The organism is Bradyrhizobium niftali (assembly GCF_004571025.1).
Taxonomy (GTDB): domain Bacteria; phylum Pseudomonadota; class Alphaproteobacteria; order Rhizobiales; family Xanthobacteraceae; genus Bradyrhizobium; species Bradyrhizobium niftali.
Genome location: NZ_SPQT01000028.1, coordinates 68,265 through 89,573 on the forward strand (window position 1 = coordinate 68,265; position 21,309 = coordinate 89,573).

Annotated in this window: 30 protein-coding genes; 27 read left to right on the top strand and 3 right to left on the bottom strand. The window is 64.1% G+C overall.

Annotated elements, in window-relative coordinates:
* The first annotated feature begins 3 nt into the window (after positions 1-3).
* The 22 genes from rpsC (at position 4) to rplQ (ending at position 12,472) form a co-directional block, all read left to right on the top strand.
* Positions 4-726, top strand: coding sequence for a 30S ribosomal protein S3 (gene rpsC / locus E4K65_RS35600; RefSeq protein WP_092192679.1), 723 nt, complete (start codon positions 4-6; stop codon positions 724-726).
* A gap of 31 nt (positions 727-757) precedes the next feature.
* A complete protein-coding gene (rplP, locus tag E4K65_RS35605; RefSeq protein ID WP_008549252.1) occupies positions 758-1,171 on the top strand; it encodes a 50S ribosomal protein L16 in 414 nt (137 codons plus the stop codon).
* Between the two features lie 5 nt (positions 1,172-1,176).
* A complete protein-coding gene (gene rpmC / locus E4K65_RS35610) occupies positions 1,177-1,383 on the top strand; it encodes a 50S ribosomal protein L29 (protein ID WP_011088144.1) in 207 nt (68 codons plus the stop codon).
* A 13-nt stretch (positions 1,384-1,396) separates the two neighbouring features.
* Positions 1,397-1,645: a 30S ribosomal protein S17 gene (gene rpsQ / locus E4K65_RS35615; protein ID WP_011088143.1), complete on the top strand. Its 249-nt coding sequence runs from the start codon at positions 1,397-1,399 to the stop codon at positions 1,643-1,645.
* An 84-nt stretch (positions 1,646-1,729) separates the two neighbouring features.
* On the top strand, positions 1,730-2,098 hold the full coding sequence (gene rplN, locus E4K65_RS35620) for a 50S ribosomal protein L14 (RefSeq protein WP_007603030.1): 369 nt from the start codon (positions 1,730-1,732) through the stop codon (positions 2,096-2,098).
* Positions 2,098-2,412, top strand: coding sequence for a 50S ribosomal protein L24 (rplX, locus tag E4K65_RS35625; protein WP_018647249.1), 315 nt, complete (start codon positions 2,098-2,100; stop codon positions 2,410-2,412). The genes rplN and rplX overlap by 1 nt, the downstream gene beginning before the upstream one ends.
* Positions 2,405-2,962, top strand: a complete 558-nt coding sequence (gene rplE, locus E4K65_RS35630; protein WP_135178091.1) for a 50S ribosomal protein L5 — start codon at positions 2,405-2,407, stop codon at positions 2,960-2,962. Before rplX ends, rplE begins: the two co-directional genes overlap by 8 nt.
* A gap of 46 nt (positions 2,963-3,008) precedes the next feature.
* On the top strand, positions 3,009-3,314 hold the full coding sequence (gene rpsN / locus E4K65_RS35635; RefSeq protein ID WP_011088140.1) for a 30S ribosomal protein S14: 306 nt from the start codon (positions 3,009-3,011) through the stop codon (positions 3,312-3,314).
* Between the two features lie 14 nt (positions 3,315-3,328).
* A complete protein-coding gene (gene rpsH, locus E4K65_RS35640; RefSeq protein ID WP_011088139.1) occupies positions 3,329-3,727 on the top strand; it encodes a 30S ribosomal protein S8 in 399 nt (132 codons plus the stop codon).
* A 16-nt stretch (positions 3,728-3,743) separates the two neighbouring features.
* A complete protein-coding gene (gene rplF, locus E4K65_RS35645) occupies positions 3,744-4,277 on the top strand; it encodes a 50S ribosomal protein L6 (protein ID WP_027549201.1) in 534 nt (177 codons plus the stop codon).
* A gap of 11 nt (positions 4,278-4,288) precedes the next feature.
* Positions 4,289-4,651 (top strand): 50S ribosomal protein L18, encoded by a 363-nt coding sequence (rplR, locus tag E4K65_RS35650; protein ID WP_007603036.1) that lies wholly within the window; start codon positions 4,289-4,291, stop codon positions 4,649-4,651.
* Positions 4,652-4,695: 44 nt separating this feature from the next.
* Complete coding sequence (rpsE, locus tag E4K65_RS35655) at positions 4,696-5,289, top strand: 30S ribosomal protein S5 (protein ID WP_027549202.1); 594 nt, start codon at positions 4,696-4,698, stop codon at positions 5,287-5,289.
* Positions 5,290-5,314: 25 nt separating this feature from the next.
* A complete protein-coding gene (gene rpmD, locus E4K65_RS35660) occupies positions 5,315-5,509 on the top strand; it encodes a 50S ribosomal protein L30 (RefSeq protein ID WP_011088137.1) in 195 nt (64 codons plus the stop codon).
* 73 nt (positions 5,510-5,582) lie between these two features.
* Positions 5,583-6,068: a 50S ribosomal protein L15 gene (gene rplO, locus E4K65_RS35665; RefSeq protein WP_018322273.1), complete on the top strand. Its 486-nt coding sequence runs from the start codon at positions 5,583-5,585 to the stop codon at positions 6,066-6,068.
* Between the two features lie 148 nt (positions 6,069-6,216).
* A complete protein-coding gene (gene secY, locus E4K65_RS35670; protein WP_027549203.1) occupies positions 6,217-7,548 on the top strand; it encodes a preprotein translocase subunit SecY in 1,332 nt (443 codons plus the stop codon).
* Positions 7,549-7,561: 13 nt separating this feature from the next.
* Positions 7,562-8,287 (top strand): preprotein translocase subunit SecY, encoded by a 726-nt coding sequence (locus tag E4K65_RS49570; protein ID WP_283813914.1) that lies wholly within the window; start codon positions 7,562-7,564, stop codon positions 8,285-8,287.
* 11 nt (positions 8,288-8,298) lie between these two features.
* A complete protein-coding gene (locus tag E4K65_RS49575) occupies positions 8,299-8,772 on the top strand; it encodes a hypothetical protein (protein WP_283813915.1) in 474 nt (157 codons plus the stop codon).
* Complete coding sequence (locus E4K65_RS35680; RefSeq protein WP_135178092.1) at positions 8,769-9,662, top strand: adenylate kinase; 894 nt, start codon at positions 8,769-8,771, stop codon at positions 9,660-9,662. Before E4K65_RS49575 ends, E4K65_RS35680 begins: the two co-directional genes overlap by 4 nt.
* Positions 9,663-9,847: 185 nt before the next feature.
* Positions 9,848-10,216 carry a 30S ribosomal protein S13 gene (rpsM, locus tag E4K65_RS35685; RefSeq protein WP_008549231.1) on the top strand — a complete coding sequence of 123 codons (369 nt, stop codon included), beginning with the start codon at positions 9,848-9,850 and terminating at the stop codon, positions 10,214-10,216.
* Positions 10,217-10,339: 123 nt separating this feature from the next.
* Positions 10,340-10,729, top strand: coding sequence for a 30S ribosomal protein S11 (gene rpsK, locus E4K65_RS35690; protein WP_007603045.1), 390 nt, complete (start codon positions 10,340-10,342; stop codon positions 10,727-10,729).
* A gap of 110 nt (positions 10,730-10,839) precedes the next feature.
* Positions 10,840-11,871, top strand: coding sequence for a DNA-directed RNA polymerase subunit alpha (locus tag E4K65_RS35695; RefSeq protein ID WP_135178093.1), 1,032 nt, complete (start codon positions 10,840-10,842; stop codon positions 11,869-11,871).
* A 184-nt stretch (positions 11,872-12,055) separates the two neighbouring features.
* Complete coding sequence (gene rplQ / locus E4K65_RS35700; protein ID WP_027549207.1) at positions 12,056-12,472, top strand: 50S ribosomal protein L17; 417 nt, start codon at positions 12,056-12,058, stop codon at positions 12,470-12,472.
* A gap of 80 nt (positions 12,473-12,552) precedes the next feature.
* On the opposite strand, the gene E4K65_RS35705 is transcribed toward rplQ, so the two are convergent.
* A complete protein-coding gene (locus E4K65_RS35705) occupies positions 12,553-13,530 on the bottom strand; it encodes a Bug family tripartite tricarboxylate transporter substrate binding protein (protein ID WP_135178094.1) in 978 nt (325 codons plus the stop codon).
* Between the two features lie 186 nt (positions 13,531-13,716).
* Here E4K65_RS35705 and E4K65_RS35710 point away from each other — a divergent pair, with 186 nt between their 5' ends.
* Positions 13,717-14,505 (top strand): SDR family NAD(P)-dependent oxidoreductase, encoded by a 789-nt coding sequence (locus tag E4K65_RS35710; RefSeq protein WP_135178095.1) that lies wholly within the window; start codon positions 13,717-13,719, stop codon positions 14,503-14,505.
* A 10-nt stretch (positions 14,506-14,515) separates the two neighbouring features.
* Positions 14,516-14,812 carry a DUF1330 domain-containing protein gene (locus E4K65_RS35715; protein WP_135178096.1) on the top strand — a complete coding sequence of 99 codons (297 nt, stop codon included), beginning with the start codon at positions 14,516-14,518 and terminating at the stop codon, positions 14,810-14,812.
* A gap of 123 nt (positions 14,813-14,935) precedes the next feature.
* On the opposite strand, the gene E4K65_RS35720 is transcribed toward E4K65_RS35715, so the two are convergent.
* Entirely contained in the window at positions 14,936-15,949 is a 1,014-nt protein-coding gene (locus tag E4K65_RS35720) for a zinc-binding alcohol dehydrogenase family protein (RefSeq protein ID WP_135178097.1), read from the bottom strand.
* A gap of 125 nt (positions 15,950-16,074) precedes the next feature.
* Here E4K65_RS35720 and E4K65_RS35725 point away from each other — a divergent pair, with 125 nt between their 5' ends.
* Positions 16,075-16,458, top strand: a complete 384-nt coding sequence (locus E4K65_RS35725) for a winged helix-turn-helix transcriptional regulator (RefSeq protein ID WP_135178098.1) — start codon at positions 16,075-16,077, stop codon at positions 16,456-16,458.
* A 165-nt stretch (positions 16,459-16,623) separates the two neighbouring features.
* On the opposite strand, the gene E4K65_RS35730 is transcribed toward E4K65_RS35725, so the two are convergent.
* A complete protein-coding gene (locus E4K65_RS35730; protein WP_135178099.1) occupies positions 16,624-18,255 on the bottom strand; it encodes an OprO/OprP family phosphate-selective porin in 1,632 nt (543 codons plus the stop codon).
* 313 nt (positions 18,256-18,568) lie between these two features.
* On the opposite strand from E4K65_RS35730, the gene E4K65_RS35735 reads away from it, so the two are divergent.
* Both E4K65_RS35735 and E4K65_RS35740 read left to right on the top strand, forming a co-directional pair.
* On the top strand, positions 18,569-19,975 hold the full coding sequence (locus E4K65_RS35735; RefSeq protein WP_167771411.1) for a DegQ family serine endoprotease: 1,407 nt from the start codon (positions 18,569-18,571) through the stop codon (positions 19,973-19,975).
* Positions 19,972-21,309 (top strand): replication-associated recombination protein A, encoded by a 1,338-nt coding sequence (locus E4K65_RS35740; protein ID WP_135178100.1) that lies wholly within the window; start codon positions 19,972-19,974, stop codon positions 21,307-21,309. Before E4K65_RS35735 ends, E4K65_RS35740 begins: the two co-directional genes overlap by 4 nt.

The window sequence follows — 21,309 nt, forward strand, 5'->3', positions numbered from 1 at the left end:
ACGATGGGTCAAAAGATCAATCCGATCGGTCTGCGTCTCGGCATCAACCGGACCTGGGATTCCCGCTGGTTCGCCGGCAAGCAGGAATACGGCAAGCTGCTGCATGAGGACGTCAAGATCCGCGAGATCCTGCACAAGGAGCTCAAGCAGGCGGCCGTCGCCCGCATCGTGATCGAGCGTCCGCACAAGAAGTGCCGCGTCACCATCCACTCGGCCCGTCCGGGCGTGGTGATCGGCAAGAAGGGCGCCGACATCGACAAGCTGCGCAAGCGGGTCGCGGACATCACCTCGTCCGACGTCGTCATCAACATCGTCGAGATCCGCAAGCCGGAGCTCGATGCGACGCTGGTGGCCGAGTCGATCGCGCAGCAGCTGGAGCGCCGCGTGGCGTTCCGCCGTGCCATGAAGCGCGCCGTGCAGTCGGCGATGCGTCTCGGCGCGGAAGGCATCCGCATCAACTGCTCGGGACGTCTCGGCGGTGCGGAAATCGCGCGCATGGAGTGGTACCGCGAAGGTCGCGTGCCGCTGCACACGCTGCGCGCGGACATCGACTACGGCGTTGCGACCGCGTTCACGACCTTCGGCACCTGCGGCGTCAAGGTCTGGATCTTCAAGGGCGAGATCCTCGAGCACGATCCGATGGCCCAGGACAAGAGAATGGCCGAAGGCGAGACTGGTGGCAGTGGTGATCGCGGCCGTCAGCGCCGCGATACGGCTGCAGCCTAAGGCCAGCACAGGAATTTGAGGGCTTAAAGCCATGATGCAACCTAAGAAAACGAAGTTCCGGAAGGCGCATAAGGGCCGCATCCACGGCGTTGCGTCTTCGGGCGCGACGTTGGCGTTCGGCCAGTACGGCCTGAAGGCGACCGAGCCTGAGCGCGTCACCGCGCGCCAGATCGAAGCCGCCCGCCGCGCGCTGACCCGTCACATGAAGCGCGCCGGCCGCGTCTGGATCCGCGTATTCCCCGACCTTCCGGTGTCGAAGAAGCCGGCCGAAGTCCGCATGGGTTCCGGCAAGGGTTCGCCGGAACTGTGGGTGGCGCGCGTCAAGCCGGGCCGGGTGCTGTTCGAGATCGACGGCGTCAACACCCAGACGGCGCGTGAGGCGCTGACCCTGGCGGCCGCCAAGCTGCCGATCAAGACGCGCTTCGTCGAGCGCATTGCGGAGTAATGGCCATGGCCCAGATGAAGATCGAAGACATCCGCGCGATGAGCCCCGACCAGCAGGATGACGCCATCCTGAACCTGAAGAAGGAGCGCTTTAACCTGCGCTTCCAGCGCGCCACCGGGCAGCTCGAGAACACCTCGCGCCTGCGCGAGGCCCGCCGCGACATCGCCCGGATCAAGACCGTCGCCGCGCAGACGCGCGCGAAGAAGAAGTAAGAGGCTTACGAAGATGCCGAAACGTACTTTGCAGGGCGTGGTCGTCAGCGACAAGACAGCCAAGACGGTCGTTGTCCGCGTCGATCGCCGCTTCACGCACCCGATCTACAAGAAGACGATCCGCCGTTCGAAGAACTATCACGCGCACGACGAGAACAACGAGTTCAAGCCGGGCGATATGGTTTGGATCGAGGAATCGAAGCCGATTTCGAAGTTGAAGCGCTGGGTCGTGATCCGGGGCGAACACAAGAAAAGCGCCTGATCTGTTGGCTTTAGCCGACTGCCTTCAGGGAAATGTTGAGCGCCGGCTGGGCTGGCGCAAGAGAGAAGAGGACGAGGTGCATCAATGATTCAGATGCAGACCAACCTCGACGTGGCCGACAATTCTGGCGCACGCCGTGTCATGTGTATCAAGGTGCTCGGGGGCTCCAAGCGCCGCTACGCCACGATCGGCGACATCATTGTCGTCTCGATCAAGGAAGCGATTCCGCGTGGCAAGGTGAAGAAGGGCGACGTGATGAAGGCCGTCGTGGTGCGCGTCCGCAAGGACATCCGCCGCGCCGACGGTTCGGTCATCCGCTTCGACCGCAACGCCGCCGTGCTGATCAACAACCAGTCCGAGCCGGTCGGCACCCGTATCTTCGGGCCCGTGCCGCGCGAGCTGCGCGCCAAGAATCACATGAAGATCATTTCCCTCGCGCCGGAGGTGCTGTGATGGCTGCGAAGATCCGCAAGGGCGACAAGGTCGTCGTGCTGACCGGTCGCGACAAGGGTCGTACCGGCGAAGTGTTCGAGGTTCGCCCCGACGCCGGCACGGCGCTCGTGCGCGGCGTCAACATGGTCAAGCGTCACCAGAAGCAGACGCAGGCCCAGGAGGGCGGCATCATCTCGAAAGAGGCGCCGATCCAACTGTCCAACATCGCGTATGTCGGCAAGGACGGAAAGCCGACCCGCGTCGGATTCAAGATTCTGGCGGACGGCAAGAAGGTCCGCATCGCCAAGAGCTCGGGAGCTGAGATCGATGGCTGAGGCCGCTTACACGCCGCGCCTGCGCGCGGAATACGATGCGAAGATCCGCACTGCGCTGACCGAGAAGTTCGGTTACGAGAACGTCATGCAGGTTCCGCGCCTGGACAAGGTCGTGCTGAACATGGGCGTTGGCGATTCCGTCAACGACCGCAAGAAGGCCGAGACCGCCGCTGCCGAGCTGACCCAGATCGCCGGCCAGAAGGCGATCGTGACCTATTCGCGTATCGCGATCGCGACCTTCAAGCTGCGTGAGAACCAGCCGATCGGCTGCAAGGTCACGCTGCGCAAGGCCCGCATGTACGAGTTCATCGACCGCCTGGTCACGGTTGCGCTGCCGCGCGTCCGCGACTTCCGCGGCCTGAACCCGAAGAGCTTCGACGGCCGCGGCAACTACTCGCTCGGCATCAAGGAGCACATCATTTTCCCCGAGATCGACTTCGACAAGGTCACGGAAGCCCGCGGTATGGACATCACCGTCTGCACCACGGCCAAGACCGAAGAAGAGGCGAGGGCCTTGTTGACCGCTTTCAATTTCCCGTTCCGGCAGTGAGACGCTGACCTAAAGCCTCTCAAACGCGGATACCCAGGAGCCAAGCATGGCAAAGAAGAGTTCAATCGAGAAGAACAACCGGCGCAAGCGGATGGTGAAGAACGCCGCCCCGAAGCGCGAGCGGTTGAAGGCGATCATCGCCGACAAGACGCTGCCGATGGAGGAGCGGTTCGCCGCGACCCTGAAGCTCGCCGAGATGCCGCGCAATTCGTCGGCGACCCGCGTGCGTCTTCGCTGCGAGCTGTCGGGCCGTCCGCGCTCGAACTACCGCAAGAACAAGCTGTCCCGTATCGCGCTGCGCGAACTTGGCTCCAAGGGCATGGTCCCGGGCCTCGTGAAGTCGAGCTGGTAAGGAGGGTCGTTTAGATGTCTACGCACGATCCAATCAGCGATCTGATCACCCGCATCCGCAACGCGCAGATGCGCTCCAAGACCAAGGTCTCCACGCCCGGCTCGCGGATGCGCGAGAACGTGCTCGAAGTGCTCAAGAGCGAGGGCTACATCCGCGGCTACGCCACGGTCGAGCACTCCTCGGGCCGCAGCGAGATCGAGATCGAGCTGAAGTATTTCGACGGCGAGCCCGTCATCCGCGAGATCGAACGTGTTTCCAAGCCCGGGCGTCGTGTTTACGCCTCGGTGAAGAACCTGCCGCGGGTCAACAACGGGCTCGGCATTTCGGTGTTGTCGACGCCGAAGGGGATCATGGCCGACCACAGCGCGCGCGACGCGAATGTGGGCGGCGAAGTCCTCTTCACGGTGTTCTGAGAAGGATTTTTGATCCATGTCACGTGTTGGCAAAAGACCGGTTGCGGTTCCGTCGGGTGTGACCGCGACCGTCGACGGGCAGACCGTCAAGATGAAGGGGCCGAAGGGCCAGCTTCAGTTCGTCGTCCATGACGACGTCGAGGTGAAGCTCGAGAACGGCCAGGTGAAGGTGAACCCGCGGGTTGAGACCAACCGCGCGCGGGCGCTGTACGGCACCGCTCGCGCTCAGGTCGCGAATCTGGTCGAAGGCGTCACCAAGGGCTTCGAGAAGAAGCTCGAGATCACCGGCGTCGGTTACCGCGCCGCGATGCAGGGCAAGAACCTGCAGCTCGCGCTCGGCTACAGCCACGACGTGGTCTATGCGATCCCGGAAGGGATCACGATCACCGTGCCGAAGCCGACCGAGATCACGGTGACCGGCAGCGACATCCAGCGCGTCGGCCAGGTCGCGGCCGAAATCCGCTCGTACCGCCCGCCGGAGCCCTACAAGGGCAAGGGCGTGAAGTATGTTGGCGAATTCATCTTCCGCAAGGAAGGCAAGAAGAAGTAACGGAGCCGGTCATGTCGAAAGCCAAGGTTACGAATGCCCGGCGCAAGCGGAGTGTGCGGCTGAAGCTGCGCCGCTCCGGTGGTGGCCGTCCGCGTCTGTCGGTGTTCCGCTCGTCCAAGCACATCTATGCCCAGGTCATCGACGACCTGAAGGGCGAGACGCTGGCCTCTGCCTCCTCGCTCGAGAAGTCGATGCGCGACGGCGGCAAGACCGGCGCCGACATCGATGCGGCGAAGGCGGTCGGCAAGCTGCTGGCCGAGCGCGCCGCCGAGAAGGGCGTCAAGGAAGTCGTGTTCGATCGCGGCAGCTACCTCTATCACGGGCGCGTCAAGGCTCTTGCCGATGCGGCGCGTGAGAGCGGGCTGAGCTTCTAACAGAATTTGAGGATTGAGGCGCAAGCCTCAGAAGGATTGGAAAAATGGCAGAACGCGAACAACGTGGTGGACGCGATCAACGCGGCGGCGGACGCGACCGCAAGGAGCGCGAGGAGCGCGACAGCGAGTTCGTCGACAAGCTCGTTCACATCAACCGCGTGGCCAAGGTCGTCAAGGGCGGCAAGCGCTTCGGTTTCGCAGCGCTGGTCGTGATCGGCGACCAGAAGGGCCGCGCCGGCTTCGGTCACGGCAAGGCGCGCGAAGTGCCTGAGGCGATCCGCAAGGCAACCGAATCCGCCAAGCGCAACCTGACCCGCGTGTCGCTGCGCGAGGGCCGCACGCTGCATCACGACATCGCCGGCCGTCATGGCGCGGGCCGTGTCTACCTGCGTGCCGCTCCGGCCGGTACCGGCATCATCGCCGGCGGCCCGATGCGCGCCGTGTTCGAGACGCTCGGCGTCCAGGACGTGGTGGCGAAGTCGATCGGCTCGTCGAACCCGTACAACATGGTGCGCGCGACCTTCGATGCGCTGAAGCACCAGGATTCGCCGCGTTCGGTCGCAGCCCGCCGCAATATCAAGGTGTCCACCCTCCAGTCCCGCCGTATCGGCGGCGACGCCGAGGCGGCTGCCGACTAACGGAAGCTTTTCGGAGTAGACCAAGATGGCCAAGGCCGCAAAGACGATCAAGCTCGAGCAGACCGGCAGCGCGATCCGCCGTCATCACTCGCAGCGTTCGACGCTGATCGGGCTCAAGCTCAACAAGATCGGCCGCACCAGCGAATTGCCGGACACTCCGGCCGTGCGCGGCATGATCGAGAAGGTTCACCATCTCGTTCGTATCGTCGACGAGAAGTAAGCAGGGCGCATGATCCCGAAACTGGGTGCCGGTTTTCGGTGAAGATCATGCGCAAGACACAAGGAGAAGGGCGATGAAGCTCAGCGATATCGCCGACAACGCCGGCTCGCGCAAAAAGCGTATGCGCGTCGGCCGCGGCATTGGTTCGGGCAAGGGCAAGCAGTCCGGCCGCGGCGGCAAGGGCCAGACCGCGCGTTCGGGCGTGCGCATCAAGGGTTTCGAAGGCGGCCAGATGCCGATGCATCGCCGTCTGCCCAAGCGCGGCTTCAACAACATCTTCCGCGTGGAGTTCGCCGAGATCAATCTCGACCGGCTCCAGGAAGCGGTCGATGCCAAGAAGATCGACGCCGGCAGCGTCGTGAACGTCGAGGCCCTGGTGAAGGGCGGCGTGCTGCGCCGCGCCAAGGCCGGCCTGCGGCTGCTCGGCCGCGGCGAGCTCAAGTCCAAGCTCAACATCGAAGTGCACGGCGCCACCAAGACCGCGATTGCCGCGGTCGAGAAGGCGGGCGGTTCGGTGAAGATCCTCGCCCCTGCCAAGGAAGAAGGCGAGGCGGCGTAACAACTGCGTCATTGGCCCGCGCCTCGCGGGCCTTTACGCATGCGGGACGTGGACTTATCGAAGCCGAGCCCCAGATAATGTCCGGCGTCCGCTAAAGTAGCCCGGCCGCGGGCATGACGGCGCAACAGGCGGCGGGAGAAAGTCCAAGATGGCCTCAGCAGCGGAACAACTGGCAGCCAACCTCAATTTCGGTGCGTTTGCCAAGGCTGACGAACTGAAGAAGCGCATCTGGTTCACCCTGGGTGCACTGCTCGTTTATCGGCTCGGGACCTACATCCCGTTGCCTGGCATCGATCCCAACATCTGGGAGCAGGTGTTCCGCTCCCAGGCGGGCGGCATCCTCGGCATGTTCAACATGTTCGCCGGCGGCGGCATCCACCGCATGGCGATCTTCGCGCTGAACATCATGCCGTACATCTCGGCCTCGATCATCATCCAGCTCCTGACCACCGTCTCGCCGCAGCTCGAGGCGCTGAAGAAGGAAGGCGAGGCCGGCCGCAAGACGCTGAACCAGTACACCCGCTATCTGACCGTGATCCTGGCCGCGTTCCAGTCCTACGGCATCGCGGTGGGCCTCGAAGGTGCCGGCAACGTCGTCAGCGACCCCGGCATGTTCTTCCGCCTGTCCACGGCGATCACGCTGACCGGCGGCACCATGTTCCTGATGTGGCTGGGCGAGCAGATCACCTCGCGCGGCATCGGCAACGGCATCTCGCTGATCATTCTCTCCGGCATCGTCGCCGAGCTGCCCGCGGCGCTCGCCAACATGCTCGAGCTCGGCCGTCAGGGTGCGATGTCGACCGGCCTGATCCTGGTCGTCATCATCATGGCGGTCGCCGTGATCGCCTTCATCGTGTTCATGGAGCGGGCGCAGCGCCGGCTGCTGATCCAGTATCCGAAGCGCCAGGTCGGCAACAAGATGTTCGAGGGCCAGTCCTCGCATCTGCCGCTCAAGCTCAACACCTCGGGCGTGATCCCGCCGATCTTCGCCTCTTCGCTCCTGCTGCTGCCGACGACGGTTGCGAACTTCAATGCGGGCAGCGGGCCGGAATGGTTCCAGTGGATCACCACCCAGCTCGGCCACGGCCGTCCGCTGTTCCTGATCATGTATCTCGCGCTGATCGTGTTCTTCGCGTTCTTTTACACCGCGATCGTGTTCAACCCGACCGAGACCGCGGACAATCTGAAGAAGCACGGCGGCTTCATTCCGGGCATCCGCCCCGGCGAGCGCACTGCGGAATATATCGACTACGTGCTGTCGCGCATCACCGTGCTCGGCGCGGTCTATCTGGCGATCGTCTGCTTGATCCCCGAGATCCTGATCTCCTACGCCTCGGTGCCGTTCTACTTCGGCGGCACCTCGCTGCTGATCGTGGTCAGCGTCACTATGGACACGGTGGCACAGGTGCAGGGCTATCTGCTGGCCCATCAATATGAGGGCCTGATCCGGAAGTCGAAGCTGCGGGGCCGCCGCAGGTAGAGTCCATCGCAAGATGAAGACCGAGCTCGCGCGCCGCATCGCTATCACGATCGGCGCGCTGCTCCTTTTCAGGCTTGGCACCCAGATCCCGATCGCGGGATTGAACATTTCGACCTTTTCGCCGACGCTGGACTTCATCTCCCGGCTCTCGATCTTTGCGCTCGGCCTCATTCCCTATCTGACTGCGGCGATTCTCATTCGGCTCCTGTCCGTGGTGTGGCGCGGCCTGAATTTGCTGGAGCGGTCGGGCGAGGGCGGCCGGCGCAAGCTTGCCCGTGCCACGCTTGGTCTCACACTTGGTCTTGCTGCCTTTCAGGCTTACGGCATCGCTTCAGCGCTGACGGCCATTCCGGGCCTTGTGAGGAATCCCGACGGCTGGTTCGTGCTGACGGCCACGGCCTCGATGGTCGGCGGCGTCTTCGTACTGGTGTGGTTGAGCGAACAGATCACCCGCCATGGCATCGGCAATGGCCTGGCGCTGATCCTGAGCGTCGGCATTGTCGTTGCGCTTCCGCGCGACATCGCCGGCATCCTGGATCTCATGCGGCAGGGTGCGATATCGAGCAATCTCGTGCTCGGCCATGCCCTGTTCTGGATCGCGACCGTCGTCGTGATCGTGCTCGTCGAAGGCGCGCGGCGAAATATAAGCGTCCAGTTTGGCGCGCTCAATTTCGGCACCCGGCAACTGCCGGTGCGCGATGCGATGCTGTCGGTTAAGCTCAACAGTGCCGGTTCCTGATTCCGGTCACCGTGGCGCCGTGGATCTTCTTTCTACCGCTTGCCGTTGCGGGCCTGGTCCTGGGCAGCGATCACCCTCTGGTCGCCGCGGCGTACCGGCATCTCCAATTGGGGCAGCCTGCTCACATGATCCTGGTGTCGATCGCGGTGTTCGTGCTCGCCTTCGTCTACACGGCCAATGTCGTCGACCCTGAATACACGGCCAAATCTCTGGCGCAGCGTGATGGCACTATTCCCGGTGTTGCAGCGGGCGAGGCGACTGCCGACTATCTCGACCGCGTCGCATCATTGACGACGGTCGTCGGAGCCGTCTACCTGACGGCATTGCAGTTGATTCCAGAGGTCTTCGAGCTTTACGGGATCGGGCTGCCTTATAGTATGATCGTCAATGGCGGTGGAGCGCTGGTTGTGGTTGGCACCGCTCTTGATATCAAAACACAGGTGCGCGACGTATCGCTCACCAATCCGGGGGGCGTACGCCGATGAGAATTATACTTCTGGGACCGCCGGGGTCGGGCAAGGGGACCCAGGCGCAGCTGCTGGTACGGCGCTATGGTATCGTCCAGCTCTCGACCGGCGAGATGCTGCGCGCGGCCGTGGCGGCGGGAACGCCAGTGGGGCTGAAGGCCAAGGAGATCATGGCCAGCGGCGGCCTCGTGCCCGACGACGTCGTGGTCGGAATCATCTCCGACCGGATCGACCAGCCGGACGCCAGGAACGGTTTCATCCTCGACGGTTTCCCGCGCACCGTGCCGCAGGCCGAGGCGCTGGACGAGCTGCTGAGGCACAAGCACCTCAAGCTCGACGCCGTGATCGAGCTCCGCGTCAACGAAAGCGCGCTGCTGAGTCGCGTCGAGACCCGAGTCGCCCAGATGCGGGAGCGCGGTGAGGAGGTTCGGCTCGACGACACCCCGGAGGTCCTGGCCAAGCGGCTTGCCAGCTACCGCAGCCAGACGGAGCCCCTGATTCACTACTATTCCGAGCGGCGGAAGCTCTCGACCATCGATGGCATGATGGCCATCGACGAGGTCACCCGTGCGATCCACCGCCAGCTCCTGGCGCTCGGGGCAGTCGAGCCCAAGACGCATGCCAAGGGAACTGCCAAGGGAACCGCCAAGAACGCGGCCAAGGCAGCGCCGGCCAAGAAGGGAGCCGCCAAGGCGAAAACAGCCAAGAAGCCAGCGAAAGCGGCCAAAAAACCCGCCAAATCCGCTAAAAAGGCAGCCAAGAAGGCCGTGAAGGGCTCCAAGAAGGCGGTCAAGACCACCGCCAAGAAGACGGTAAAGAAGGCTGCCAAAAAGACCGCCAAGAAGGCTGTCAAAAAGGGTGCCAAAAAGGCTGCAAAAAAGGTCACGAAAAAGCGAGCTAAGCGCTAGCAGCGGTTGACGAAAGCCCCCGGAATCCCTTAATAAGCCCCGCATCCAAGTCGGATAGTTTCAGACGATGCCGGGCCCCAGGAAGACCGGGGGTGGGCGTCGTGTTCGCGTTTGTGAACACCTGCCCGAGAACACAAGCACTTAAAGCCTGGTCCTGACGAGGACCGGCAACAGGAGAGAAGGCCGTGGCCCGTATTGCCGGCGTGAACATTCCCACCAACAAGCGCGTGCTGATCGCGCTCCAGTACATCCATGGCATCGGTCAGAAGATCGCCGGTGAGATCCTGGAGAAGGTGAAGATCCCGGTGGATCGTCGCGTCAATCAGCTCAGCGACGCCGAAGTGCTCCAGATCCGCGAAGTCATCGACCGCGACTATCTCGTCGAAGGTGACCTGCGTCGTGAGGTCGGCATCAACATCAAGCGTCTGATGGACCTCGGCTGCTATCGCGGCCTGCGTCATCGTCGTGGTCTGCCGGTGCGCGGTCAGCGTACCCACACCAATGCGCGCACGCGCAAGGGCCCGGCCAAGGCCATCGCCGGCAAGAAGAAGTAAGTTTTCGAATCCAATCGCGGCGTGTGGCGAACCGGGGATGACCCGTTCGCCACGCGCCTTTCGTTCCACAGGTGTAGCCGCTGGCATTACGGCGGCGTCTGAGATCTCCAGGAAAGGTACTCAATGGGCAAGGAAGCCACCCGCGTTCGCCGTCGTGAACGCAAGAACATCGCCTCCGGCGTTGCGCACGTGAACTCGTCGTTCAACAACACGACCATCACCATTACCGACGCGCAGGGCAACACGATTGCCTGGTCTTCCGCCGGCACGATGGGCTTCAAGGGCTCGCGCAAGTCGACCCCGTACGCGGCGCAGGTTGCCGCCGAGGACGTGTCGAAGAAGGCGCAGGAGCACGGCATGCGCACGCTGGAAGTCGAAGTCGCCGGTCCCGGTTCGGGCCGCGAGTCGGCGCTCCGCGCGCTCCAGGCCGCAGGCTTCACCGTCACCTCGATCCGCGACGTGACCACGATCCCGCATAACGGTTGCCGTCCCCGCAAGCGTCGGCGCGTTTGATACGAGGTTGCGGGCGCATCGGCGCCCGCAATGACTTTTGCAAAGCCGCGCGAATGATCCGCGGCCTTTCTCCAACGCCAGTGTCTGCACCAGCAGTTTGACTGGCCTGTATGGGTGAAACAGTGACGATCCAGAAAAATTGGCAAGAACTGATTCGGCCGAACAAGCTCCAGATCCAGCCCGGCAGCGATCCGGCCCGTTTCGCGACCATCGTCGCCGAGCCGCTCGAGCGCGGCTTCGGCCAGACCCTCGGCAACGCGCTGCGCCGCATCCTGCTCTCCTCGCTCCAGGGCGCGGCGGTGCAGTCGGTGCACATCGACGGCGTGCTGCACGAGTTCTCCTCGATCGCGGGCGTCCGTGAGGACGTCACCGACATCGTGCTCAACATCAAGGACATCTCGATCAAGATGCAGGGCGAAGGCCCCAAGCGCATGGTCGTGAAGAAGCAGGGCCCGGGCGTCGTCACCGCCGGCGACATCCAGACCGTGGGCGACGTCGTCGTGCTCAACCCGGACCTCCAGATCTGCACGCTCGACGAAGGCGCCGAGATCCGCATGGAGTTCACCGTCGCAACCGGCAAGGGCTACGTGCCCGCCGAGCGCAACCGTCCCGAGGACGCGCCGATCGGCCTGATCCCGGTCGACAGCCTGTACTCGCCGGTCCGCAAGGTCTCCTACAAGGTCGAGAACACCCGCGAGGGCCAGATCCTCGACTACGACAAGCTGACCATGACGATCGAAACCAACGGCGCGCTGACGCCGGATGATTCCGTGGCTTACGCCGCGCGCATCCTCCAGGATCAGCTCAACGTGTTCGTCAACTTCGAAGAGCCGCGCAAGGAAGTCGCCCAGGAGATCATCCCGGACCTCGCCTTCAACCCGGCCTTCCTCAAGAAGGTGGACGAGCTCGAGCTGTCGGTGCGTTCGGCCAACTGCTTGAAGAACGACAACATCGTCTACATCGGCGACCTCGTGCAGAAGAGCGAAGCGGAAATGCTCCGCACCCCGAACTTCGGCCGCAAGTCGCTGAACGAGATCAAGGAAGTGCTGGCCCAGATGGGTCTGCATCTCGGCATGGAAGTGCCGGGCTGGCCGCCGGAGAACATCGACGAGCTCGCCAAGCGCTTCGAGGATCACTACTGAGATTCGTCGTTCCGGGGCGATGCGCAAGCATCGTCCAATGCGCAATTGCGCATTGTGGAACCTCGAGATTCCGGGTTCGGCTCTGCGAGCCGCCCCGGAATGACGACCGGGCGAACGCAGGCAGCCCACCTGAGCAACATGTCCGACGAACCGTCGCGGCAGTTTTAACGTAAGGAATAGTTACATGCGTCACGGCAAGGTTCATCGGAAGCTCAACCGCACGGCCGAGCACCGCAGGGCGATGTTCGCCAACATGGCAGCCGCGCTGATCAAGCACGAGCAGATCGTCACCACGCTCCCGAAGGCGAAGGAATTGCGCCCGATCGTGGAGAAGCTGGTCACCCTCGGCAAGAAGGGCGGGCTGTCCATGCGCCGCCAGGCCATCTCCGAGATGCGCGACAAGGATCAGGTCAGGAAGCTGTTCGACGTGCTGGCGACCCGTTACAAGGACCGCCAGGGCGGCTACACCCGCATCATCAAGGCCGGCTTCCGCTACGGCGACAACGCCGCGATGGCCGTGATCGAGTTCGTCGATCGCGACGTCGATGCCAAGGGCCAGGATTCCGGTCCGGTGCAGGAGAAGGAAGCCGAGGCGGCGTAAGCCGTTTCAGCGGGTACGGAATTGAAAGCGGCGCCCTCGGGCGCCGCTTTTGTTTTTGGGGCTGGCGAAGATCGGCGAGACTATTCTTCCTTGATCCCCGCCCTTTGCGCGATCCCCTTCATCTCGGCGGTCTCCTTGCCGATGGCTCCCGCCCAATCGCTGTAGCGCGTGAAGCCTGGTTCGAAGCCGACCTTGGTGAAGCGCTCGATGACGGAAGGGCTGTTGATGATCTCCTCCAGCGTCGCCGACAGCTTGTCGCGAACGGCCGGCGGCAGCCCCTTGGGCGCGACCACCGCGCCCCAGGACGCGAAGTCGATGTTGCCATAGCCGAGTTCGGCAAGCGTCGGCACGTCGGGCAGGTAGGACGTGCGTTTGCCCGAGAACACCGCGAGCACCTTGACGGTGCCGGCCTCGATCTGCGGCTTCACGGCGATCACGGTGTCGACGTGGTACTGAATGTGCTTGCCGATGAGGTCGTTCATCGCCGGTGCACTGCCCTTGTAGGGCAGGTGGACCATCTTGACCCCGGCACTCGACTTGAACAGCTCGCCGGCGAAATGCGAGACGGTCGCGACGCCGAAGGATGCGAGCGACAGCTTGTCGGGATTGGCCTTCGCTTCGGCGACCAGCGAGGCCACGTCGTTGACCGGATTGTCCTTGTAGGTGACCAGCGCCAGCGTGATCTTGCCGACCTGGCCGAGCGGCTCGAAATCCTTGGCCGCGTCGTAAGGCACGCTTTCCTTCACGGCTGCCGGCAGCGTGAAGCTCGAGTTCGAGCTGAAGAACAGGGTGTATCCGTCAGGCGCCGAGCGCGCGACTTCCTTGGCCGCGATGGTGGTGCCGCCCCCGGGACGGTTCATGATGATCACGGGCTTGCCGAGCCGCGTCTCCAGCTCGCTGCCGATGATGCGCGCGACCACGTCGGAAGCGCCGCCCGGCGGGAAGGGGCAGATCAATTGCAACGATTTCTCAGGATAGACCGCTTGAGCCGGCGCGAGCGAATTGCCGCCCATCAAGCCGACCAGTCCGAGGAAAATCGTGAGAGCCGTTCGCTTCATCGCATAATTCTTCCGTGTTCACATGAGACGCCGTGCTGCTAGCAATAATCGTTCCAGCAGCGGTTCAGGCAGGGTGTCTACGTTGTCGCAGGAAAAGTGCTCGGCGTCTCACTGATTGGTGAGCGCCGATTGCGGCACGATCCGCCGCGCCCGATATTCGCATCATCGATCTGATGGAGATACTACATGAATATCGACCTTTCCGGAAAAACTGCACTGGTGACCGGCTCGACCGCCGGCATCGGCCACGCGATTGCCAAGGGCCTTGCCGCCTCGGGCGCGAGCGTCGTGATCAACGGGCGCGGCCAGGACAAGGTCGATGCCGCCGTGCGCAAGCTGGAAGCGGCGGGTGGCAAGGTGCGCGGCATCGCTGCCGACGTGTCGACCGCTTCGGGCTGCAAGGCGCTCGTGTCCGCACTGCCGGAGGTCGACATCCTCATCAACAATGCCGGGATCTTCGAGCCAAAGGACTTTTTCGAGATCCCCGACGAGGACTGGAGCCGCTTCTTCGAGGTCAACGTCATGAGCGGCGTGCGGCTGTCGCGCGCGTATCTGAAGGCCATGCTCAAGCGCAACTGGGGCCGCATCGTCTTCATCTCCTCGGAATCCGGCCTCAACATTCCCGTCGAGATGATTCACTACGGCATGAGCAAGACCGCCCAGCTCTCGGTCGGGCGCGGCCTGGCGCAGCTCACCCGCGGCACCGGCGTCACCGTCAATTCCGTGCTGCCGGGGCCGACCATGTCGGAGGGCGTCGAGACCTTCGTAAAGGATCTCGCGAAACAAAACGGTCAGTCGGTGGATGAAGCCGCAGCCAATTTCGTCAAGCAGCATCGCCCGAGCTCGCTGATCCAGCGCTTCGCCAGCGTCGACGAGATCGCCAACATGGTGGTCTATGTTGCGTCGAAGGAAGCGTCCGCGACCAACGGCGCGGCGTTGCGCGCGGAAGGCGGCATCGTCAACACGATTGCCTGAGGCGACGCAGATGCCAGCCTATGTGATCTCCGAGGTCGAGGTGCGCGACAGGAGTGCGATGGAGGCCTATCGTGCGCTTGCGGCGCAGACGATCGTGCAATACGGCGGCCGCTACCTCGCCCGCGGCGGGGCCGCCGAGGTGGTGGAGGGCGGCCCGCCGCCGAAGACCATCATCATCGTCGAGTTTCCGTCGATGGCACGGGCGCGCGAATGGTACGCGTCGGCGGAATATGCCGCGGCGTTGAAGCTGCGGCAGACGGCGCTGGAGCGGCGGCTGATGTTCGTCGAGGGCGCGGCGGAATCGTAGGGTGGGTTAGCCCCGCGGGTTGCGCGAAGCGCAAACCGCTAGGCGTAACCCACCTCTTCTGTTGCCGCGGAGGGGGGACGTGGTGGGTTACGCCTTCGGCTATCCCACCCTACGAGGCCTCTGCTACCACCCCTCCAGCACGATCTTGCCGCGCGACTTGCCGCTCTCGAGCAGCGCGTGCGCGCGCTTGAGGTTGGCCGCGTTGATCGTGCCGAAGGTCTGGTCGAGCGTGGTGCGCAGCACGCCCTTGTCGATGAGATCGGCGACGTCATTGAGCAGATGATGCTGTGCGATCATGTCGGGCGTCTGGAACGAGGAGCGCGTGAACATCGATTCCCAGTGCACCGAGATCGCCTTGCCCTTGAACGTGCTCATGGTGAACTCGGGCGGATCGTCGATCAGGCCGAACCGGCCTTGCGGCGCCATCAACTCGGCGATCGCCTTGTAGTGCTGATCGGTGAAGGTGAGGCTCGCCACCAGCGCCACCGGCGGCAGCTTGAGCTTCTCGATCTGCTCCTTCATCGGCTTGCCATGGTCGATCACCGCATGCGCGCCGAGATCGAGGCACCATTTCTGCGACTCCGGCCGTGTCGCGGTCGCGAGCACCGTCAGCCCGGTGAGGCGGCGGGCAAGCTGGATCAGGATCGAGCCGACGCCGCCGGCGCCGCCCGTGATCAGCAGCGTGCGCGGATCGACGCTCTTGCCCGGAACCGCGCCGAGCCGGTCGAACAGCAACTCCCACGCGGTGATGGAGGTGAGGGGGAGGGCGGCGGCTTGCGCGAACGACAGACTCTTCGGCTTGTTGCCGACGATGCGCTCGTCGACCAGGTGGAATTCGGAGTTGGTGCCCGGACGCTGGATCGAACCCGCGTAGAACACCTCGTCGCCCGGCTTGAACAGCGTGACCTCGGGGCCGACGGCGTCGACCACGCCCGCTGCGTCATAACCCAAGATCTTCGTCTCGCCCTCGGGCGGCGCGGCCCGCTTGCGCACCTTGTAATCGACCGGATTGGCCGAGATCGCCTTCACGGCGACGCGGATGTCGCGTCCCTTTGGCTCGGGTTTTGCGGTCTCGAAATCGATCAACGCGTCCTGATCCTCGATTGGAAGCGACTTCTTGTAGCCGACGGCCTTCATGGCTTGTCTCCATCAGATGGCGCGCAGCTTGTGATGTGCGCCCGGCCTGCTAACTGTCCCGCTGGTCCCGGTTTGGCAAGTACTGTAAATTCGGGGTCTGTTTGGATACTATTGGAAAAACACGCATGAAACGGCGAGATTTTACCCGGCGTCCCGGCTGCTCGGTCGAGGCGACGCTGGACCTGATCGACGGCAAGTGGAAGGGCGTGATCCTCTACCACCTCCAGGACGGCACCCAGCGCTTCGGCGAGCTACGCCGCCGGATGCCCGGGATCACCCAGCGCATGCTGACAAAACAGCTTCGCGCGCTGGAGGAGGACAATCTCGTCATCCGCAAGGTCTATGCCGAAGTGCCGCCGCGGGTGGAGTATTGCCTCTCCGAACTCGGCGAGAGCCTCAGGCCGGTGATCGATATCCTGAAGGTGTGGGGCGAGAGCCACCAGCAGCGGCTGTCCTGCGCGCCGGCGCCCGAGGCGGAACCGGTCAAGAAGCCGAAGCGAGCCGCGTAGGGAGAGGTTGGCCGCCAAGCTCTCGGTGTCGTCCCGGCGAAGGCCGGGACCCATAACCACATAGGCACGTTGTGACGCGAGCCGGCAACTCCGAGCCTTCGCCAAACTACTCCCTGTGGCTATGGGTCCCGGGTTCGCGCATTCGCGCGCCCCGGGACGACGAGTTCAGAACGCGAACTGCGTGCGCATCGCCACGGCGTCGAACTTCGAGCCGACATCGGCGGTCGAGACCGGCGAGGCCTGCCGCGACACCGTGCCATGCAGATAGTCGAGCATGAAGCGGACGTTGCCGTTGACGTACCAGTTGAGCGCCAGCGTGTAGACGGTCTGCCGTCCGCCGGCGATGCCCGCGGCGGATGCCAGCTGATTATTCAAATCCATAGTGGAATAGCGACCGGCGATCTCCCAGGCGCCCCAGCCACCGCCATCGAGCGAGAACGGATGATCGGGCTTGACGCCGCCATAGGCGGCGTTCGCTGGATTGTACTTGCGCGATTCCCCGGTCAAGACGTAGGCCGCTTCCGCGTAGCCGCCCTGGAATTTCAGGTTTGGCGCTCCGATTAACGGCACGCTGGTGTTCGCGTTGCGATCGATGTTGAACCAGTAGTATTCGCCCTGGAGGAACAGCGATCCATAGGTCGCGGCGGCTTCGACACCATAAACCTGGGCGCCCGAGACATTGGCAATCGCACCGGTCGAGATCAGCGTCGTGGGATCGATGCGCAGCTCGGGACGATCGCTGAGCGTGAGTGTTTGCGTGTTGGCGACCAGATTGCGCGGCGGCTGAATCAGCCACTGTGCGTCGCCTCCGAGATGCACCGAGTAGTCATTGCCGCTGACGATCTGGCCTGCAACGCGGGCCGTCGCGCCGTATTGCTCGCTGGTGCCGGGAGGTGAGACGCTGGACGCTGAGTGAATCGCACCCGTGGTCGGGCCAGTCACGTACGCGCCGGCCCAGAACACGTCGTTGTACCAGCGCGCGCCGACTGCAGAACGGAAGTCGCCGGCGGCGATGTTTTGCGCGATGACACCGACCGAAGCCCTTTCCATGAAAGGAAGATCGTTGGAGCTCATGGATTCATCCATGGTCCAGGCAAGGTCCATAATGCCGGCTTCGATCGCCATCTTGCCGCCGAACGGCTTCAGCCCCGTGTAGCTGATATAGGCGTTCTCGATGCCGGACGTGCCTCCGCCGGGCAGGAAGCCGACAGGGGTCGCGCCGGCGGCGCCGGTGCCGCCAAAGCCGTCGGACGAGCCGCCGAAATCGTAGATCAGCGCGAAATTCCAGTCGTTGAAGAATTTGCCGGCAAGACCGATGCGCGCGCGGCGGACGTTCTCGCCGCTGTCGAGCTTCTGCGGCACGGTGGCCGCGGTGTTGGGACGATAATCATAGCCGCCGACATCCCAATGTACGCGGCCGGTGATGCCGACGCAGTTCGCCCCATCGGCAGTACAGATGGTCGGCCGGTTGTTCGGCATCGTCACGACGACGCCGGATGCGGGTGCCGGTCCCTTGAGCGGGATTGCAGCGTTGGCATTGGCCACGACCGCCTTCGCCTCCGAGCGCGCTTCGGCTTTGGCCTCGGCCTTCGCCTCGGCCTTGGCTTTCGCCGTGGCCGCCGTGTTCGCCGCGGTCTGGCTCTGGAGCTTGTCGAGCTTCTGCTCCAGCATCTTCAGCTGCTGCTTCAGCAGCGCGATCTCCTGCTCGCTGCTGCTTGCCGATTGGGCCTGGGCCGGTGCGGCCGCGAGTACACCGGCGAGACCAATCGCCGTGGCTGCAATTCTTCTCCTGCTCATGTCACGCCTCCATCGTTTGACGAACTTCCCCAAGTCGCAAGCGGAGAGCCTAGGAACGATCGATGACTGCCCCGCGACGGCGCACCCCGGTTGCGTGGTTCCCACTGATGCAAATTCGCCGCAACCGAATCCGCCTTGCATCACAATGCAAGATGACGCGCATCATGCCAATCCGCAGCGCCGGGCAAATTGCCATTTCTTACGCGGGGCGTGCATGCGGCAGGCGGCGGAAGGGGATGAATATTGCCGTCCCGCGCCCTTCTATTGGGGGGCGAACGCGCCTATATTCCGGCGTCTTTTCCAAGAGGTAGGAATGTTTCGATCGACCTGGACCGCCGTCGTCACGGCATTGTGCATAGCCTTTTCGGCCCACTTCAATCCGGCTGCGGCGCAGGACCGTCGGGTCCCGTCGTCGCCAGCCGAGCTGCGGCTGTCCTATGCGCCGATCGTGCAGCGGGTGCAGCCGGCCGTCGTCAACGTTTATGCCGCCAAGGTGGTGCAGAACCGCAATCCGCTGCTCGACGACCCGATCTTCCGCCGCTTCTTCGGCGTGCCCGGCCAGCAGCCCGAGCAGATGCAGCGCTCGCTCGGCTCCGGCGTCATCGTCGATACGTCGGGGCTCGTCGTCACCAACGTCCACGTCATCGAGGGTGCGGACCAGGTCAAGGTGTCGCTGTCGGACAAGCGCGAGTTCGAGGCCGAGATCCTGTTGAAGGATTCCCGCACCGATCTCGCCGTGCTGCGCCTGAAGGACACCAAGGAGAAATTCCCGACGCTCGACTTCACCAACTCGGACGAGTTGCTGGTCGGTGACGTCGTGCTCGCGATCGGCAATCCCTTCGGCGTCGGCCAGACCGTGACTCACGGCATCATCTCGGCGCTCGCGCGCACGCAGGTCGGCATCACCGACTACCAGTTCTTCATCCAGACCGATGCGGCGATCAATCCCGGCAATTCCGGCGGTGCGCTGGTCGACATGAGCGGCAAGCTTGCCGGCATCAACACCGCGATCTATTCGCGCTCCGGCGGCTCGCAGGGCATCGGCTTTGCGATCCCCGCCAACATGGTGCGCGTCGTTGTCGCCTCCGCCAAGAGCGGCGGCAAGGCGGTGAAGCGTCCCTGGCTCGGCGCCAAATTGCAGACGGTGACGCCCGAGATCGCCGAAAGCCTCGGCTTGCGTTCGCCGACCGGTGCCTTGGTCGCGAACGTGGTCTCGAACGGCCCCGCAGCGAAGGCCGGCCTGAAATCCTCCGATCTCATCACCGGCATCGACGGCCAGACCGTGGATGACCCCAACGCGTTCGACTACCGCTTCGCGACGCGTCCGCTCGGCGGCACCGCGCAGATCGACGTGCAGCGCGGCGGCAAGCCGCTCAAGCTCGCGATCGCGCTGGAGACCGCGCCCGATGCCGGCCGCAACGAGCTCGTCATCACTGCGCGTTCGCCGTTCCAGGGCGCCAAGGTCTCGACCATCACGCCGGCGGTTGCCGACGAGCTGCATCTGGACGCCGACACCGAGGGCGTCGTGATCGCCGATCTTGGCGGCGACAGCGCCGCGGCGAATGTCGGCTTCCAGAAGGGCGACATCATCCTGGCCGTCAACAACCAGAAGATCAGCAAGACCGGCGACCTCGAGAAGGCCGCGGGTGAGCGGCCGCGGGTCTGGCGCATCACCCTGGTGCGCGGCGGGCAGCAGATCAACGTCACGCTGGGCGGATGAGTCCGAAGCGACCACAGGAGACGCCAACTCTCTTTGCTGCGGCGGGGCTCGATCAGGAGGCCCCGCATCCGCTGCCGGACCGGCTGCGCCCGCGCGCGTTGTCGGAGGTCGTCGGCCAGGATCACATCCTCGGCCCCGACGGTGCGCTGACGCGCATGCTGGAGACGCGCACGCTCGGCTCGCTGGTGTTCTGGGGCCCGCCCGGCACCGGCAAGACCACGGTGGCGCGGCTGCTGGCGGATGCCACCGACCTGCATTTCGAGCAGATCTCCGCGGTGTTCTCCGGCGTCGCGGACCTGAAGAAGGCCTTCGACGCCGCGCGTGCCCGCCGCGAGATGGGCAAGGGCACACTTCTGTTCGTCGACGAGGTACACCGCTTCAACCGCGCCCAGCAGGACTCGTTTCTTCCTGTCATGGAAGACGGCACGGTGGTCATGGTCGGCGCCACCACCGAAAACCCGTCCTTCGAGCTCAACGCGGCGCTTCTGTCGCGTGCGCGCGTGCTGGTGTTTCGCTCCCTCGATGCGGCCGCAATCGAAAAGCTGTTTGCGCATGCCGAGGAGGTGGAGGGCCGCAAGCTGCCGCTCGATGCGGAAGCACGCGCGGTGCTGGTGCGCATGGCCGACGGCGATGGAAGGGCATCGCTGACGCTCGCCGAAGAGGTTTGGCGTTCGGCGCGAGCTGATGAGATTTTCAATGCCGCGCAGTTGCAGGATATCCTGCAACGCCGCGCGCCGATCTACGACAAGTCGGCCGACGGTCATTACAACCTGATCTCGGCGCTGCATAAGTCGGTGCGCGGCTCCGATCCCGACGCCGCGCTGTATTATCTCGCGCGCATGCTTGATGCCGGCGAGGACCCGCTGTTCCTGGCCCGCCGCGTCGTGCGCATGGCGGTCGAGGACATTGGCCTTGCCGATCCGCAGGCGCTCGTCATCGCCAATGCCGCCAAGGACGCCTTCGACTTCCTCGGCCATCCCGAGGGCGAGCTCGCCATCGCGCAGGCCGTGGTCTATCTCGCCACTGCGCCGAAATCGAACGCGGTCTACACCGCCTTCGGTGCCGCCATGCAGACCGCGAAGCAGGCCGGCTCGCTGCTGCCGCCAAAGCACATCCTCAATTCTCCGACCAAGCTGATGAAGTCGGAAGGCTACGGCGCAGCTTACGAATACGACCACGACGCCCCCGACGCCTTCTCCGGCCAGGATTATTTCCCGGAAGCCCTGGGCCGCCAGACCTTCTACGACCCGCCCGAGCGCGGTTTCGAGCGGGAGATCAGGAAGCGGCTGGACTATTGGGCCAAGCTGCGGAAGGAGCGGGGCGGCTCGCGCTAG